This is a genomic window from Microbacterium sp. AC035 (assembly GCF_979258485.1).
The window spans coordinates 1,620,966-1,637,165 of the sequence record NZ_OZ409858.1; the positions used below are offsets into that span (position 1 = coordinate 1,620,966).

Genomic DNA, 16,200 nt, shown 5'->3' on the forward strand with positions numbered 1-16,200 from the left:
GCTCAGGAGAGAGCGCGCGCGAGGTCAGCGAGGTGACTGCGGCTCTCGAAAGCCGCCGCGACTGAATCCCGCGCCGCGATCGCGTCTGCGAGTCGTGCGTGGCGGTCGTCATCGTCCTGGCCGCCGTCATCCACGCGCAGCCGGAGCATCTCGACCATCGCCTGACGCAGCCGCGGCGTGAATCCGTCGAACAGCTCCAGGAGGATCGGATTGTGGGCGGCCGCGACGATGGTGCGGTGGAACGCGGTGTCCGCATCGACGTGGGCCTCCACCCCGGGCGGGTGTGCTCTCCGTCCGTCGAGAGCTCGCCGGATGAGCCGCAGATCCGATGCCGTTCGGCGCTCGGCGGCCAGAACGGACGCCTCTGTCTCGATCGCCGTGCGCGCTTCGATGACCGCGATGATGTCAGCACGGCGGAGCACCGCATCCCAGTCCTCCGGCGCTTCGAGTGCGGTGACGAAAACCCCTGACCCCTGACGAGTCGCGAGCACGCCGCGACCGGCCAGCTGGCGGATGGCCTCACGGACCGTCGATCGTCCGACCCCGAGCTGAGTGGCCAGCGTCGTCTCCCCAGGGAGTTTGTGTCCCAGCTGCCACTCACCGGAGCCGATGCGCTCCAACAGGATGTCGGCCGCCTGATCGGCGAGCGGAGTGCGGTGGATCTGCGCCATGCAGATCATCCTAACTTGTCAACTTGTCTGAGGAGTTGCTACGGTGAAGCCGTGACCCGCGATCTCCTCCTCCTTCTCCGCCACGACGGGACGTAGCCGACCGGCTGCCCGTCGTGGGGCAGTCAGCGCCGCCGGTCCCCTCCTCTCGACGCCGCCCACAGGAGCACTCGTGTCCACGTCATTCCCCACCATCGCCACACCCGTCGGCCCGGTTCCCGAGGCATCGCCGTCGTGGAATCGTCAGCGGGCATCTCAGATGCCCTCGCATCGCTACGCCTCCGTGTTCGACCGCGTCACTGTCCCGCTCACGGACCGCGCGTGGCCGTCGCGAGTGCTGACCGCTGCCCCGCTGTGGGTTCCCGTCGATCTGAGAGACGGCAATCAGGCGCTCGCTGAGCCGATGGACCCGCAGCGCAAACGTCGATTCTTCGAACTGCTGGTCGCGATGGGCTACAAGGAGATCGAGGTCGGGTACCCGTCGGCGTCGCAGACCGACTACGACTTCGTCAGGCTGCTGGCCTCGTCGGATCTCGCCCCGGAGGATGTCACGATCGTCGTCTTCACGGCGGCCCGCCGAGACCTGATCGAGCGGACCATCGACTCGGTGCGTGGAGTGCGAAATCCCGTCGTCATCCACGTGTACACGGCGACCGCTCCCACGTGGCGCGATGTCGTGCTCGGACGCAGCCGCGCGGAACTCAGAGACCTGATCCTGAGCGCAGGGAAGGACGTGCTCGAACTGACGGGAGATCGTCCTGACATCCGGTTCCAGTTCTCGCCCGAGGTCTTCAACCTGACCGAACCGGACTACGTGCTCGACGTCTGCGATGCCATGACCGCACTCTGGGATGCCACCCCGGAGCGTCCCGTCATCCTCAACCTACCCGCGACCGTCGAGGTCGCGACGCCGAATGTGTACGCCGACCAGATCGAGTACATGCACCGGAATCTGGCCCGGCGAGACGGCGTGATCCTGTCGGTCCATCCGCACAACGACCGCGGCACCGGTGTCGCCTGCGCCGAGCTCGCCGTGCTCGCGGGTGCGCAGCGCGTCGAGGGATGCGTGTTCGGCAACGGCGAGCGCACCGGCAACGTCGACATCGCGACTCTCGCGCTCAACCTGCACGCGCAGGGCATCGATCCGATGATCGACTTCTCAGACATCGACGAGATCCGTCGCACCGTCGAGTACTGCAACGGCATCGAGGTGCACCCCCGTCACCCCTACGTCGGCGATCTCGTGCACACCGCCTTCAGCGGCACACACCAGGATGCGATCCGCAAAGGGCTCGCGGAGCACCGCACCCGCGCCGAGGAAGCGGGTGCCTCTCCCCGGGACGAGAAGTGGCTCGTCCCCTATCTGCCGATCGATCCCGTAGACCTCGGCCGGAGCTACGACGCCGTCATCAGAGTGAACTCCCAATCAGGGAAGGGCGGCATCGCCTACCTGCTCGAGACCGAGTTCGGAGTGGAGCTCCCGCGACGCCTGCAGATCGATTTCGCCCGCACGGTGCAGTCGCACGCCGATGCAGTCGGAGACGAGGTGTCCCCCGCGGACCTCTGGGCGCTTTTCGAGCGCACGTACCTCTCGCCGCCGGTGGAGGAGCGACTCGCACTCGATCACTATCGGATGGATGGTTCGCGGCTGACGATCACCCTGAGGGAAGGCGACGACCGGCACGTGCACACGACGACCGACGAAGGCCCGGTCGCCGGACTGGTCTCTGCACTCGCAGACGCAGGGATCACTCTCGAGATCCTCGCGCTCCATCAGACGAGCATCGGCGAAGGGAGCAGCGCGGATGCTCTCACTCTGCTCGAGTACCGCAATTCCCGCGGCACGACGTGGACGGCGGGGCGAGCAGACTCGGTGCTCGAGGCGAGCTTCGAGGCGGTCATGCGCGCGGCATCGAGCAGCCTGACTGAGGTGTGCCCTCGACTGGATTCGAACCAGCGACCTGCCCTTTAGGAGAGGGCTGCTCTATCCTGCTGAGCTACGGGGGCGAGGATTCCATTCTAGAGGCACCCTCGCCCCCGCCATCCGCTCACGCCGCCAGCGCGAGGTACGGCTCCCATCTCGGGTCGCTCCGTTCAGTGCCCCGCACGGTCCACGCGGTGCCGTGAGGAGGGCGCGGCGCGAAGCGCAGCTCCCAGCGCATCTCCTGCGGAGTGCGGTCGCTCTTGGTGTTGTTGCAGCGCAGACAGCAGGCGACCAGGTTCTCCCACGAGTCGGCTCCACCCCGCGAGCGCGGCATCACGTGGTCGATGGTCGACGCCGCCTTGCCGCAGTAGCCGCACCGGTGATTGTCGCGGCGCAGGACTCCGCGCCTGGTCACCGGCACCCGCCTGCTGGAGGGAATGCGCACGTAACGCGAGAGGACGATGACGGCAGGGCGGTCGTAGACGCCGTGACTGCCCCAGACGGGGTCGTCCTCGACACGTTCGATGACCGTCGCCTTGTCATTCATGACCAGGACCAGAGCTCTCTTGAACGACACGATCGCGAGCGGTTCGTATCCTGCGTTCAGTACAAGTGTGCGCATCGTCATCCTCTCGATCCGCCGGGACGGCTTCCCGGCACTCTCGACTCACACGAAGCCGCACGGAGCGGAGGCGTTCGCAGGGATGAAAAAAGGCGCTGTCTACAGACAGCGCCTCATACGCACGGCAACGCCGTGGTGTCCCTGCGGACGATGCCGAAGGACGTGACGACCGAGGGCATCCATGGTTCGGATGCTCGATATTCGCTCCATCAGCTTCTCCCGCCTGTGCGACAACGGGTTCAGGCTAACCCATCGGGAGGACCCGAAGGCGAAACTGCGGGTGAACTCGCGGAGGCGTGTCCGCGAGGATGCGAGGAAGGTGGCGCGCGATCAGCCCGCGTTGGCCCCGAGCCAGGCGATCGGCTCCATGAGCCCGCCGTTGACCCAGACCTCGAAGTGCAGGTGGTTGGCCGTCGAACGCCCGGTGCTGCCGACGAAGCCGATCAGCTGGCCTGCGGCGACGGTCTGGCCGGCCTGGACCTGGCGCGAGCCGTAGATCATGTGGCCGTACGTGGTCTGCACACGCTGACCGCCGACGACGCTGTCGAGCATGACTGCGACGCCGTATCCGCCGATGCTCTCTGCCGAGGCACGCACCACGCCCGCGGCGGCTGCATAGATCGGGGTTCCAGCCGGCGCCAGCATGTCGGCGCCCTGGTGGGCACCGCCGACCGTGCGGCTGACGTTGTAGGACCCCTGCGGAAGCGGATACCGCACCTCGCCGGAGCCGGGCGACACCAGAGCGTAGCGACCGGTGTCGATCTTGGTGCCCGACGTCGAGGCGATCGAGGCGGCGGCGGCGGCCGCGCGAGCCGCAGCGGCCTCTTCCGCCTTCTTCTTCTCGATCTCGCCCGGAGTCGTCGCGGTGAACGTGCCGCGGCTGAGCGGGGCGGCTGTGGCGTCCGAGGCGACGACCAGGGACTGGGCATCGACGGCAGCCATCTGCTGGAGCGTCGTCGCCTCCTCGGCCGGCTTCGTCGCGGCATAGGCGGGAAGAGCGACAGCGGCGACGAGAGCACCGACGGCCCCGAAGATGGCGATCGAACGCAAGGGCTTGACGACCTTGCGGGCGTCGACCCTGCTGCGTGAGCTGCGGGCGACTGTTCGATCTTCAGTTGTCTTCACGGGCGATTCGATGTCTTTGGCCAAAACTTGATCCTCCAGCGCCTGCGCGCTCGGGTAGCGCTGGCTCGTCGGCACTCTGCTCTCGTGGCACGAATGTATCTCGGGTACGTTGTGCGGTCTGACCGAGAGGTCGACGAGCCTGGAAGGCGAGTCCTCTCGGGTGTCATCAGCGGGCTTCTTCGACGACTTGTCCGAGGTTACCGGAAGATAACGATCCTGTCACCCCACGAACCTGGCAATCCTCGGAGAGGCGGAATCACGCGGATCTCGGGGCGATCGGCCTCGAGGATCAGGCGGGTTCGCCGACCAGGAAGATATGCGAGGCGAGCTCGACCGGGAGTTCCAGGCCGTCTTCCTTGCCCTCCATCTGGATGAGGACGTACCCCTCGTTGAAGCGATAGTCGCCCTTCGCGCCCGGAACGACACCCGCGTCGCGAAGCTGCTCGAGCAGTTCGGGGTCGACCTGAGCGGGCTCGGCGAGACGGCGCACGGTGCCGTCGATGGGAGCGCCTGCGGCGTTCAGCTTCTGCACCAGCCCGATGACACCCTCGTCGAAGGTGCGCGCCGGGGTGTCTCCCAGCTGGTCGAGCCCGGGGATCGGGTTGCCGTACGGAGACTCGGTCGGGTGCCCCAGCAGCTCGACGAGTCGACGCTCGACCTGCTCGCTCATGACGTGCTCCCAGCGGCAGGCCTCTTCATGCACATACGCCCAGTCGAGACCGATCACGTCCGACAGCAGCCGCTCGGCCAGCCGGTGCTTGCGCATGACGTTGACAGCCTTGCGGCGACCAGCATCCGTCAGTTCGAGGGTGCGGTCCTCGGACACGACGACGAGACCGTCGCGCTCCATGCGTCCCACCGTCTGGGAGACCGTCGGCCCCGAGTGGCCGAGACGCTCCGAGATTCGCGCACGCAGCGGCACGATGTTCTCCTCCTCGAGTTCGAGGATGGTGCGGAGGTACATCTCCGTGGTGTCGATCAAGTCCGTCATGTGGGCCTCCGGGTCTTCTTAGGCAAGCCTACATTCCCGCACGGACATCAGGGCGTCATGAGGTGAGGGCGCCCGTGGCTCACGCCGTAGAATCGACGCATGGCGATCGAGATTCCCCGTGACCTCCTGCCCGCTGACGGCCGCTTCGGCTGCGGTCCCTCGAAGGTGCGCACCGAGCAGCTCGATGCGCTGCTCGCCGCGGCGCCGACCCTGCTCGGCACCTCGCACCGTCAGGCGCCGGTCAAGAACCTGGTCGGCAGCGTCCGCGAGCAGCTGGCTGCACTGTTCCGCCTTCCCGAGGGATACGAGATCATCGTCGGCAACGGCGGTTCGACGGCGTTCTGGGATGCCGCGGCCTTCGGCCTGATCGAGCGCCGTAGTCAGAACCTCGTATTCGGCGAGTTCGGCGGCAAGTTCGCCGCCGCTGCAGCAGCTCCGTGGCTCGAGGCGCCCGATGTGCGCAAGTCCGAGCCGGGTTCGCGCTCGGCCGCAGAGGTCGTCGAGGGGGTCGACGTCTACGCCTGGCCCCACAACGAGACGTCCACAGGTGTCGCTGCCCCCATCGAACGCGTGACGGCCGACGGCGCTCTGACCGTCATCGATGCGACCAGCGCTGCCGGCGGCATCGACTTCGACTCCGCCCAGGCGGACGTCTACTACTTCGCGCCTCAGAAGAACCTCGGCTCGGATGGAGGCCTCTGGTTCGCCGCCGTGTCCCCCGCCGCGGTCGACCGCATCGAGCGCATCGCGGCCTCCGATCGATACATCCCGGAGTTCCTCAGCCTGAAGAACGCCGTCGACAATTCGCGACTCAACCAGACTCTGAACACGCCGGCGCTGACCACCCTGCACCTGCTCGACAGCCAGCTGAGCTGGATCCTGTCGAACGGCGGCCTGTCGTGGGCCGGCGCCCGCACTGCGGAATCCTCTGGGATCCTGTACGACTGGGCATCGGCGTCCCGCGTGGCGACACCGTTCGTCACGGATGCGGCTCACCGCTCACCCGTCGTCGTGACCATCGACTTCGACGCCGGCGTCGACGCGGCGGCCGTCGCGAAGACCCTCCGAGCCAACGGCATCGTCGACACCGAGCCCTACCGCAAGCTCGGCCGCAATCAGCTGCGGGTCGCGACCTTCGTGTCGATCGAACCGGACGACGTCCGCCAGCTCACTCGCGCTCTGGACTACGTGCTCGAGCAGCAGGGCGCCTGACGCCGGGCATCGACGAGAAAAGGGGCCGCGTTCACACGCGGCCCCTTTTCTGATCCGTCCCCGAGGACGGTCACTCCTCGTCGTCGGAGTCCTCGTCCGAGTCGTCGTCGTCGTCGTCGTCCGAGTCGTCGTCGTCGTCCTCGTCGTCCGAGTCGTCGTCGTCCTCGTCGTCCGAGTCGTCGTCGTCGTCCTCGTCGTCCTCGTCGTCCGAGTCGTCATCCTCGTCGTCGTCGGCAGCGGAGTCATCGAGTTCGTCGATGTCGACTCCATCGAGATCGCCCGCATGCAGCACGCGCGGCTCGGCGGCGAGCTCGTCGTCATCGAGGTCGTCGTCGTCATCGTCATCGTCGTCGATGTCTTCGTCGTCGATGTCATCGACATCTTCGTCGGACTCGGCGTCGATCGTGGCCGCATCCGCACCGTCCGCAGCGGCCGCGGCTGCCTGCTCCGCGAGTTCCACCTGGTGCGCGCGATACTCGGCCAGGCGCTCGGCCCACGGCACCCATTCGGGCGCGAGCAGAGCTCCGTCGCCCGGCAGCAGCTCGAGCTCGAGCACCGTCGGCTCCGCATCGTCGACGCGCGCGACCGTGACGGTCCAGAACCAGCCTGGATAGCCGGGAAGTCGGTTCTCGAAGCGCAGAGACACCGAGCCACCCTCCTCCGGGATGTAATCGGCGGCGGGTCCGACGGTCGACGGCGGGGTGATCTCGTGCAGCGCGGCGAGCGCGAGATCGTGAGCGTCGATCAGACGCTGGTCCACCTCAGGCTTCGAGGTCATCGGCTACCTTGCGCAGAACTGCCGCGATCTTGCGGCCTTGAGCCGACGAGGGATACCGGCCGCGTCGCAGATCGCCGCCCATCCCGTCGAGGAGCTTCACGAGGTCCTCGACGATGATCGCCATGTCATCTGCGGGCTTGCGCTTCGCCTTCGCGAGACTCGGCGGGGCTTCGAGCACCCGGACGGACAGCGCCTGGAGGCCGCGCTTGCCGTCGGCGACACCGAACTCCACACGTGCGCCCGCCTTGACGGCCGCGCCCGCGGGCATGGCAGAAGCGTGCAGGAAGACGTCTTGGCCGTCATCGCTGGCGATGAAGCCGAAACCCTTGTCTTCGTCGTAGAACCTGACCTTGCCGGTGGGCATGGGAGAAACCTCGCTGAGTCGGTGTGGAGCTGGATCGGACGCACGTGTGCGGCCACCCCCAGCCTACCGGTCGCGGGGCGGGGAATCCGTAGGTCACGATGCGGAACCGTCGGACCCCGCAACGACTAGGCTGAGACGGATGAGCACCAAGAGTCCCGAACCTGAGGTTCCCGTTCGCCGCATCGATCGCATCCTGGCGTTCACGGCACTCGGACTCGCCGCGGCGTCCATCATCTGCTTCTTCGCCATCATCATCGGCACCGCAGTCGGCATGCAGCAGGAGGACTTCGGCGCCGGAGCCTGGCCGTTCATCGCGGCGATCCCGTACTGGGGGCTTCCGGCCGCGTTCGTCATGATCATCGTGCTCCTCGCCATGAGCTTCATCCGCAAGGGGCGCGCGGCATCGCGGCCCTGAGGTATCCGGCATGAGCACGCACGCCCGACCGCTGGCCGAATGGCTCTCTGCGGCGAGCGACGAGCAGCTCACCTCCCTGTTCTCGGCACGACGCGTGCGCACCGATGCCAGCTGGCAGGATTTCTTCGACGCCGCCGAGGCTCTCCTCGATCCGGCGTCGATCGCGCGGGTCCTGCCCACGCTGACGCATGGCGAGGCCGCTGCGCTTCTCGCGGCCGCGACCGCCCCGACCACAGCCCCGGCCGCTTCCGGGCATCGCGGGACGCTCGAGGGCCTCGCCCTGCTGCGCCCCGACGGCACGCCCTTCCCGCCGGTCGTCTCCGCCATCGCAGATCGCCCCGAGCCGACTCCGCTCAGCGTCTCGGCGCCGACGCCCGCGACCGATTCCGAGACCGCTCATGCGGCCGAACGGGCCTTCACCACGGTCTCCGCGCTCGCCGATCTGCTGCTCCTCGCGCGGGAGAAGCCCTTCACGCTGCTCGCCGGCGGCAACGTCAGTGCGGGAGAGAAGCGGCAGCTCAGCGAATCGGGCGTCTCCGCCGAGTCGATCGACGCTCTGATCGCCAGCGCGATCGACTCGGGCCTCGTCGCACCCGACGCTCGCAGGCTGCGCACCACGCCGCGGACCGAGGAGTGGCTGCGATCCTCTGTGGCCGATCGGTGGAGCGCGCTCGTGGAGGGATTCCGCGACGCCCTGCCCCGCGGGGTGCGCGCGTCGGACGGCGGGTGGCTTCCCATGACGACCTGGGCGCAAGCGCACCCGTGGGACCCTTCCTGGGCCGATCGCAGCGCCGCATTGCTCGAGCGCGCCCGCCTGCTCGGGCTGATCGCCGACGGCGGCAGCGAAACCGCATGGGCGGCATCGATCCGCCGAGGCGGGGCCGTCGACGCCGCCGCCCTCATCGCGCTGCTTCCGAACGAGGTCGATCGCATCTTCCTCCAGAATGATCTGAGCGCCATCTCGCCCGGCCCGCTCGCCCCCGGGCTCGACGTGCGGCTGCGCACGATCGCCGCGAGAGAGTCGGCGGCGCAGGCCTCCACCTATCGCTTCACCCCCGAATCGGTCGCCCACGCGCTCGTCGCCGGTGAGACCGAACAGTCGATCCTCGAGTTCCTCGAAGCGCTCTCGCTCACCGGCATCCCTCAGCCGCTCCGCTACCTCGTCACTCAGACCGCGCAGCGGCACGGACTGGTCCGGGTGTCGACCGACCCCGAGACCGGGCGGACGCGCATCGAGAGCAGCGACCAGCATCTGATCGAGGCGATGGCCGTCGACCAGGGACTGCGCCCGCTCGCCCTCACGAAACACGTCGCCTCTCTGACGACACGCGTGGGGCGTGACACCGTGTACTGGGCGCTGACAGACGCTCGGTACCCCGCGACGCTCGTCGACGATGACGGACGCCCGATCGCCGGTGAGCGGAATCCGATCGCCGACGCGACACCCGACCCCTCGCCCGACTATTCGTCACTCATCTCCGCGATGCGTTCGCATCAGGGGCCGGATGCGGATGCCGCCTGGCTCGACCGCGAGCTCGAGGCCGCCGTGCGGGCGAAGGCGGTGCTCCGCGTGAGCGTCGGCATGCCGGACGGCTCCACGAGAGAGCTGATCCTCGAGGCCACCGGGCTCGGCGGAGGGCGCCTCCGCGGTCGGGATCGCGCGGCAGATGTCGAACGCACGCTTCCGGTGTCGAGCATCCGCGCCGCCGTCGTGATACCCCAGTAAACTGGACAGCTATGTCTGATGGACCCCTGATCGTCCAGAGCGATCGCACAGTGCTGCTTGAAGTCGCCCACTCCGACGCTGAGAGCGCCCGCCACGAACTGGCGATCTTCGCCGAGCTCGAGCGCGCTCCTGAGCACATCCATACCTACCGGATCACGCGGCTCGGACTGTGGAACGCGCGGGCCGCCGGGCACACCGCCGAGGACATGCTCGAGACGCTCGACCGCTGGTCGCGCTTCCCCGTGCCTCCCTCGGTCGCCGTCGACCTGCGCGAGACCGTGAACCGATACGGCCGCCTCGTGATCGAGCGTGACGACGAGGGAACGCTGATCCTGCGGTCGACCGACCCCGCCGTGCTCGCCCAGGTCGCGAACAACAAGCGCATCCAGCCGCTGCTGATCGGACACCCGGCTCCGGACACCTTCGTGGTCGACGCATGGGCGCGGGGCCAGATCAAGCAGGAGCTGCTGAAGATCGGCTGGCCGGCCGAGGACCTCGCCGGGTACACCCCCGGAACTCCCCACGAGATCGAGCTCGCCGAGGACGGCTGGCAGATCCGCCCGTACCAGCAGGATGCGGTCGACGCATTCTCGAAGGACGGCTCCGGCGTCGTGGTGCTGCCGTGCGGCGCGGGAAAGACGATCGTCGGCGCCGCCGCCATGGCCGCGACCAAGACGACCACCCTGATCCTGGTGACCAACACGGTCTCGGCCCGACAGTGGCGCGACGAGCTGCTCAAGCGCACGAGCCTCACTCCCGAGGAGATCGGCGAGTACTCCGGTCAGGCCAAGGAGGTCAAGCCGGTCACCATCGCGACCTACCAGATCCTCACGGCGAAGCGGAAGGGCGAGTACGCCCACCTCGCTCTGCTGGACGCCCTCGACTGGGGCCTCATCGTCTACGACGAGGTGCATCTGCTCCCCGCGCCCGTCTTCAAGCTGACCGCCGACCTCCAAGCTCGACGCCGGATCGGCCTCACCGCCACGCTCGTCCGCGAAGACGGCCGGGAGGGCGACGTGTTCAGCCTGATCGGCCCCAAGCGCTTCGACGCTCCGTGGAAGCAGATCGAGGCTCAGGGGTTCATCTCCCCCGCCGTCTGCTACGAGGTGCGGGTCGACCTGCCGCCGGACGATCGGCTCGAGTACGCCGCCGCGACAGACGATGAGCGCTACCGCCTCGCCGCATCCGCACCCGCGAAGATCGCGGCTGTCCGAGAGCTCATCGAGAAGCACAAGGACGAGCGGATCCTCGTGATCGGCCAGTACCTCGACCAGCTCGACTCCCTCTCGCAGTCGTTGAACGCGCCGCAGATCACGGGCGCCACGCCGATCGACGAGCGCGAAGAGCTCTACCGCGCGTTCCGCGAGGGAGAGATCTCGCTGCTCGTGGTGTCGAAGGTCGCGAACTTCTCGATCGATCTCCCCGAGGCATCCGTCGCCATCCAGGTGTCCGGCTCGTTCGGCTCCCGACAGGAGGAGGCCCAGCGCCTCGGCAGGCTGCTGCGCCCCAAGCAGTCCGGTCGTACCGCGAGCTTCTACACGCTGGTCGCGCGCGACACGATCGACCAGGATTACGCGCAGAATCGTCAGCGGTTCCTCGCCGAACAGGGATACAGCTACACGATCATGGACGCCGACGCGATCGCGGCCTGACCGCCTCCGACCCTCCACGCAGCCCCGCTACGCGGAGGGCGAAAGCGCCGCTCCGACGGATAATCAGCATCCGCATGGCCGAAGTCACCATAATGGGGACATGACTGATGCGCGCATCCTGGTCGTCGACGACGAACCCAACATCCGCGACCTGCTCTCAACGGGTCTCAGCTTCGCCGGGTTCCAGGTGAAGACGGTGGCCAATGGCGCCGCCACCATCTCGGCGGTGCTCGAGGAGGAGCCGGACCTCATCATCCTCGACGTCATGCTTCCGGACATGAACGGCTTCAGCGTGACCAAGCGTCTTCGCGGCGCCGGCTTCACCGCGCCGATCCTGTTCCTGACCGCGAAGGACGGCACCGACGACAAGATCGAGGGACTCAACGCCGGCGGCGACGATTACGTCACCAAGCCGTTCAGCCTCGATGAGATCGTCGCCCGCGCGCAGGCGATCCTGCGCCGCACCATGCAGGCCGATGAGGAGTCGATCATCCGCGCCGGCGAGCTGTCGATGGATCAGGACACCCACGACGTGCACGTGGGCAAGGAGTCGATCGAGCTCAGCCCGACCGAGTTCAAGCTGCTGCGCTATCTGATGCTCAACCCCAATCGGGTGCTGTCGAAGGCGCAGATCCTCGACCACGTGTGGGAGTACGACTTCAACGGGGATGCCGGCATCGTCGAGAGCTACATCTCGTACCTCCGTCGCAAGATCGACCCGCACACCGAGGAATCGGTGATCCAGACGAAGCGCGGTTTCGGATACATGCTCAAGGTCGGCAAGTAGTCCGGCTCACCGCCGCACGCTGACGCCGCACAGCATCCGTCTCCAGGGAGGTCCGCATGGCGCACAAGCCTGACGCGATCACCCGCTGGTGGCGGTCCATCAGCCTTCGCGCGAAGGTCACCGGTGTGACCGTCGCCGTGCTTGCACTGGGGCTGCTGGCCGCCGGTCTCGGCACCGTCCCCATCCTGCGCAACTCGCTGATCGTCAACATCGACCAGCAGCTGCCTGCGCTGGTGTCGGCTGATCTCGCGGATCGCTATTTCGACGTGACCGTCGAAGACGGCCAGGCCGTCTACACGCCGACGGACTCGCCCAGGGACTTCTTCGTCGCCATCTACGACGCCGAGGGCGTGCTGCAGACGACCACCGGGAACTCCGCGAACGGGAAGCCGCTCTTCCCCGCCACTTACTCGCCTCTCGACGTGCAGGCGAACGAGGACACTCCGTTCACGATGGAAGGCACCGAGGGATCGAGCTTCCGTGCGGCCGTGGCGCGAGTGCCCGGCGAAGGTGACGGATCGCTGCGGATCCAGATCGTCGCGATGCCGCTCGAATACGCAGACCGAATCATCAGTCAGTACTTCGGCATCTACATCACCGTCGCCTTCGTCACCATCTTCCTGGCTGCTCTGCTCACCCGCGGGCTCGTGACGCTGACGTTCAGACGCCTCGGGCAGGTCGAGTCCACGGCCATGTCGATCGCCGCAGGAGACTTCACGCAGCGTCTCACCGATCTCGAGCCGACCACCGAGGTCGGACGCCTGAACAGCGCGATCAACACGATGCTCGATCGGGTCGACGGCTCGCTCGCGCAGCGGGACCGCACCGTGCAGCACATGCGGCGCTTCATCGGCGACGCCAGCCACGAACTGCGCACGCCCCTGGTGAGCGTGCGCGGGTACGCCGAGCTCTACCGGATGGGGGCGATCAAGGGCGAGGAAGACACCGCCCGCGCCATGGAGCGCATCGAGAAGGAGGCGATCCGCATGGGTGTGCTCGTCGAAGACCTTCTCGCACTCGCGCGTCTCGATGAAGAGCGTGAACCTGAGATCGAGGCGCTCGATCTCAGGCCCATCGCGCGCGACGCCGCCCTCGACCTGCGGGCCGCGGCTCCGGCACGCACCGTCACCGTCGTCGACCGGACGGTCGAAGCCCCGCTGATCGACGTCACCACCCGGTCGACGCCTGTCATCCCCGCCCCGCCCGAGACTCCCGCTCCGCGTGGACTCTCACGCGGGACGCTCGCGCGTCTGCGGCGACGCTCGCGCAGCTCCGCGACAGACGTGCCCGCGATCGATTTCACCGAAGCCGCGGACATCCCCGTTCGCACCCCTCCGATCGTGCTCGGCGAAGAGAACAAGGTGCGTCAGGTGGTCACCAACCTGTTGGGCAACGCGCGACGCTTCTCACCCGAGGAGAGCCCGATCGAGATCGTCGTCGACGCGGATCGCGTGCGGGGAACGGCGAGCATCGCGATCGTCGACCACGGGGAGGGAATCCCGCCCCAGATCCGCGAGCAGATCTTCGAGCGCTTCTGGCGTGCCGACACCTCGCGGGCACGCGAGACCGGCGGGTCGGGGCTCGGGCTCGCGATCGTCTCATCGATCGTGAAGGCGCTGCACGGAAGCGTGGCGGTGTCTGAGACGCCGGGGGGCGGAGCGACCTTCACCGTCACACTGCCCCTCGCCCCCTCGCGCGCGACACCCGCTCACCTCCTCGAGGACACCCAGCCGCTCGAGCGACTGGACCTCTGACCACTCCTCCTCCCAACACTCCGGCACGGCGCTCCTGCACGGCGGCATGCCGGCGCAGGTTCTCCACAGCGGGCGTCGGGGCGTCCCCACTCACCCTCATCCGGTGAACTCCTCTCCCCTATGGTCAGAGCACCAATCGAGAGGAGTTCCCATGTCCGTCATCACCGTCGACACCGAAGCCGTAGGTGCCGCCCAAGGCGCCGCGCTGGCCACTATGGAGCGTCTGCAGACCGAGTCCGCGACGCTCATGTCTCAGCTCACCCAGCTGCAGTCATCGTGGGTCGGCACCGCGTCAGCCGCATTCCAGTCATGTGCCGAGGAGTGGCGTGGGGCACAGCTGCACGTCGAGCAGGTTCTCGAGTCGATCGGGCACTCACTGGGCAGCGCGGCTACGCAGTATGCGGACGCTGATCAGTACTCGGCGAGTCTGTTCCGTTGATCCTCGGGTCGGATCACCCGTGAACGCAGAAACGCCCCGACCTAGGTCGGGGCGTTTCTGTCAGTGCAGGTGGATCAGAAGTCCATGCCACCCGACGGGTCGCCCATCGGGGCAGCAGCCTTCTCGGGCTTGTCAGCCACGACGACCTCGGTGGTGAGGAAGAGAGCCGCGATCGACGCTGCGTTCTGCAGAGCCGAGCGGGTCACCTTCGCCGGGTCGATGATGCCTGCGGCGAACATGTCGACGTACTCACCCGTTGCCGCGTTGAGGCCCTGGCCCGAGGGAAGCTCGGAGACCTTGTTCGCGACGACACCCGGCTCGAGACCGGCGTTGAGAGCGATCTGCTTGAGCGGAGCCTCGATCGCGACGCGAACGATGTTCGCACCGGTCGCCTCGTCGCCCGTGAGCGAGAGAGCGTCGAGAGCCTTGGTGCCCGACTGGATCAGGGCGACGCCACCACCGGGGACGATGCCCTCTTCGACGGCTGCCTTCGCGTTGCGAACAGCATCCTCGATGCGGTGCTTGCGCTCCTTGAGCTCGACCTCGGTTGCAGCTCCCGCCTTGATGACGGCGACGCCACCGGCGAGCTTGGCGAGGCGCTCCTGCAGCTTCTCGCGGTCGTAGTCGCTGTCCGTGTTCTCGATCTCGCGACGGATCTGCGTGACGCGACCCTCGATCTGGTCTGCCTCACCGGCACCCTCGACGATCGTGGTCTCGTCCTTGGTGACGATGACCTTGCGAGCACGACCCAGCAGGTCGAGCGTGGCGTTCTCGAGCTTCAGGCCGACCTCTTCGGTGATGACCTGACCACCGGTGAGGATCGCGATGTCCTGCAGCTGCGCCTTGCGACGGTCGCCGAAGCCGGGAGCCTTGACGGCGACCGACTTGAAGATGCCCTTGAGCTTGTTGAGCACGAGAGTGGCGAGAGCCTCGCCCTCGACGTCCTCGGCGATGATGACGAGCTCCTTGCCGTCCTGGATCACCTTGTCGACGATGGGCAGAAGGTCCTTGATGTTCGAGATCTTCTGGTTCGCGATGAGGATGTACGCGTCTTCGAAGACGGCCTCCTGGCGCTCCGGGTCCGTCACGAAGTACGGGTTCAGGTAGCCCTTGTCGAAGCGCATGCCCTCGGTGAGCTCGAGCTCGGTGCCGAAGGTCTGCGACTCCTCGACGGTGACGACGCCTTCCTTGCCGACCTTGTCGATCGCCTCGGCGATGAGCTCGCCGATGGCGGGGTCAGCAGCGGAGATCGAAGCGGTCGCGGCGATCTGCTCCTTGGAGTCGATCTCCTTCGCGCTGGCGAGGAGCTCTTCGGTGATGGCCGCGACGGCCTTCTCGATGCCGCGCTTGAGCGAGATCGGGTCGGCGCCGGCTGCGACGTTGCGCAGGCCTTCGCGGACCAGAGCCTGAGCGAGCACCGTGGCGGTGGTGGTTCCGTCACCTGCGACGTCGTCGGTCTTCTTGGCGACCTCCTTGACGAGCTCCGCGCCGATCTTCTCGTACGGGTCGTCGAGCTCGATCTCCTTGGCGATGGAGACACCGTCGTTCGTGATCGTGGGGGCGCCCCACTTCTTCTCCAGCACGACGTTGCGGCCGCGCGGGCCGAGGGTCACCTTGACAGCGTCGGCGAGGATGTTGAGGCCGCGCTCGAGGCCGCGTCGGGCCTCCTCATCGAAAGCAATGATCTTTGCCATGAGTTTTTTCGTCCCTCCTGGACGTAGACGTTGGGTTTAGCACTCAGAG

15 protein-coding genes and 1 tRNA gene are annotated in these 16,200 nt (G+C 67.3%); 8 read left to right on the forward strand and 8 right to left on the reverse strand.

The genetic code is table 11. The features are described 5' to 3' along the window. Positions 1–2: 2 nt before the first annotated feature. Positions 3–671 (reverse strand): FadR/GntR family transcriptional regulator, encoded by a 669-nt coding sequence (locus ACZ0AA_RS07880; RefSeq protein ID WP_463512606.1) that lies wholly within the window; start codon positions 669–671, stop codon positions 3–5. A gap of 256 nt (positions 672–927) precedes the next feature. On the opposite strand from ACZ0AA_RS07880, the gene ACZ0AA_RS07885 reads away from it, so the two are divergent. Then, positions 928–2,640 (forward strand): 2-isopropylmalate synthase, encoded by a 1,713-nt coding sequence (locus ACZ0AA_RS07885; RefSeq protein ID WP_463513833.1) that lies wholly within the window; start codon positions 928–930, stop codon positions 2,638–2,640. Here the strand turns inward: ACZ0AA_RS07885 and ACZ0AA_RS07890 are convergent. The 4 genes from ACZ0AA_RS07890 to ACZ0AA_RS07905 all read right to left on the reverse strand — a co-directional run bounded on the left by ACZ0AA_RS07890 (position 2,602) and on the right by ACZ0AA_RS07905 (position 5,330). Further along, positions 2,602–2,675, reverse strand: a tRNA-Arg gene (locus ACZ0AA_RS07890). The genes ACZ0AA_RS07885 and ACZ0AA_RS07890 overlap by 39 nt on opposite strands. A gap of 41 nt (positions 2,676–2,716) precedes the next feature. Continuing rightward, the gene (locus ACZ0AA_RS07895) at positions 2,717–3,214 is read right to left on the reverse strand and encodes an HNH endonuclease (RefSeq protein WP_400865410.1); all 498 of its coding nucleotides are present in this window, start codon (positions 3,212–3,214) and stop codon (positions 2,717–2,719) included. A gap of 330 nt (positions 3,215–3,544) precedes the next feature. Next, the gene (locus ACZ0AA_RS07900) at positions 3,545–4,339 is read right to left on the reverse strand and encodes a M23 family metallopeptidase (protein ID WP_463512607.1); all 795 of its coding nucleotides are present in this window, start codon (positions 4,337–4,339) and stop codon (positions 3,545–3,547) included. Between the two features lie 289 nt (positions 4,340–4,628). Beyond that, positions 4,629–5,330, reverse strand: coding sequence for a metal-dependent transcriptional regulator (locus ACZ0AA_RS07905; RefSeq protein WP_290159458.1), 702 nt, complete (start codon positions 5,328–5,330; stop codon positions 4,629–4,631). 99 nt (positions 5,331–5,429) lie between these two features. Here ACZ0AA_RS07905 and serC point away from each other — a divergent pair, with 99 nt between their 5' ends. Next, positions 5,430–6,542, forward strand: a complete 1,113-nt coding sequence (gene serC / locus ACZ0AA_RS07910) for a phosphoserine transaminase (RefSeq protein ID WP_400865416.1) — start codon at positions 5,430–5,432, stop codon at positions 6,540–6,542. Positions 6,543–6,612: 70 nt separating this feature from the next. Here serC and ACZ0AA_RS07915 read toward each other — a convergent pair whose 3' ends face one another. Both ACZ0AA_RS07915 and ACZ0AA_RS07920 read right to left on the reverse strand, forming a co-directional pair. After that, on the reverse strand, positions 6,613–7,320 hold the full coding sequence (locus tag ACZ0AA_RS07915; RefSeq protein WP_463512608.1) for a DUF3027 domain-containing protein: 708 nt from the start codon (positions 7,318–7,320) through the stop codon (positions 6,613–6,615). Further along, positions 7,304–7,684 carry a cold-shock protein gene (locus ACZ0AA_RS07920; RefSeq protein WP_400865422.1) on the reverse strand — a complete coding sequence of 127 codons (381 nt, stop codon included), beginning with the start codon at positions 7,682–7,684 and terminating at the stop codon, positions 7,304–7,306. Before ACZ0AA_RS07920 ends, ACZ0AA_RS07915 begins: the two co-directional genes overlap by 17 nt. Positions 7,685–7,823: 139 nt before the next feature. On the opposite strand from ACZ0AA_RS07920, the gene ACZ0AA_RS07925 reads away from it, so the two are divergent. From ACZ0AA_RS07925 to ACZ0AA_RS07950, 6 genes are all read left to right on the forward strand, one after another. Further along, positions 7,824–8,099, forward strand: coding sequence for a multidrug ABC transporter ATPase (locus tag ACZ0AA_RS07925; protein WP_400865425.1), 276 nt, complete (start codon positions 7,824–7,826; stop codon positions 8,097–8,099). 10 nt (positions 8,100–8,109) lie between these two features. Further along, the gene (locus ACZ0AA_RS07930) at positions 8,110–9,825 is read left to right on the forward strand and encodes a helicase-associated domain-containing protein (RefSeq protein WP_400865428.1); all 1,716 of its coding nucleotides are present in this window, start codon (positions 8,110–8,112) and stop codon (positions 9,823–9,825) included. A gap of 11 nt (positions 9,826–9,836) precedes the next feature. After that, positions 9,837–11,477 (forward strand): DNA repair helicase XPB, encoded by a 1,641-nt coding sequence (locus ACZ0AA_RS07935; protein ID WP_400865431.1) that lies wholly within the window; start codon positions 9,837–9,839, stop codon positions 11,475–11,477. A gap of 100 nt (positions 11,478–11,577) precedes the next feature. Next, the gene (locus tag ACZ0AA_RS07940) at positions 11,578–12,264 is read left to right on the forward strand and encodes a response regulator transcription factor (protein ID WP_042539813.1); all 687 of its coding nucleotides are present in this window, start codon (positions 11,578–11,580) and stop codon (positions 12,262–12,264) included. Between the two features lie 56 nt (positions 12,265–12,320). Further along, positions 12,321–14,018 (forward strand): sensor histidine kinase, encoded by a 1,698-nt coding sequence (locus ACZ0AA_RS07945; protein ID WP_463512609.1) that lies wholly within the window; start codon positions 12,321–12,323, stop codon positions 14,016–14,018. Positions 14,019–14,169: 151 nt separating this feature from the next. Then, positions 14,170–14,457 carry a WXG100 family type VII secretion target gene (locus ACZ0AA_RS07950; protein WP_400865437.1) on the forward strand — a complete coding sequence of 96 codons (288 nt, stop codon included), beginning with the start codon at positions 14,170–14,172 and terminating at the stop codon, positions 14,455–14,457. A 74-nt stretch (positions 14,458–14,531) separates the two neighbouring features. Here ACZ0AA_RS07950 and groL read toward each other — a convergent pair whose 3' ends face one another. Beyond that, entirely contained in the window at positions 14,532–16,151 is a 1,620-nt protein-coding gene (gene groL, locus ACZ0AA_RS07955) for a chaperonin GroEL (protein ID WP_042539806.1), read from the reverse strand. Between the last annotated feature and the right edge of the window lie 49 nt (positions 16,152–16,200).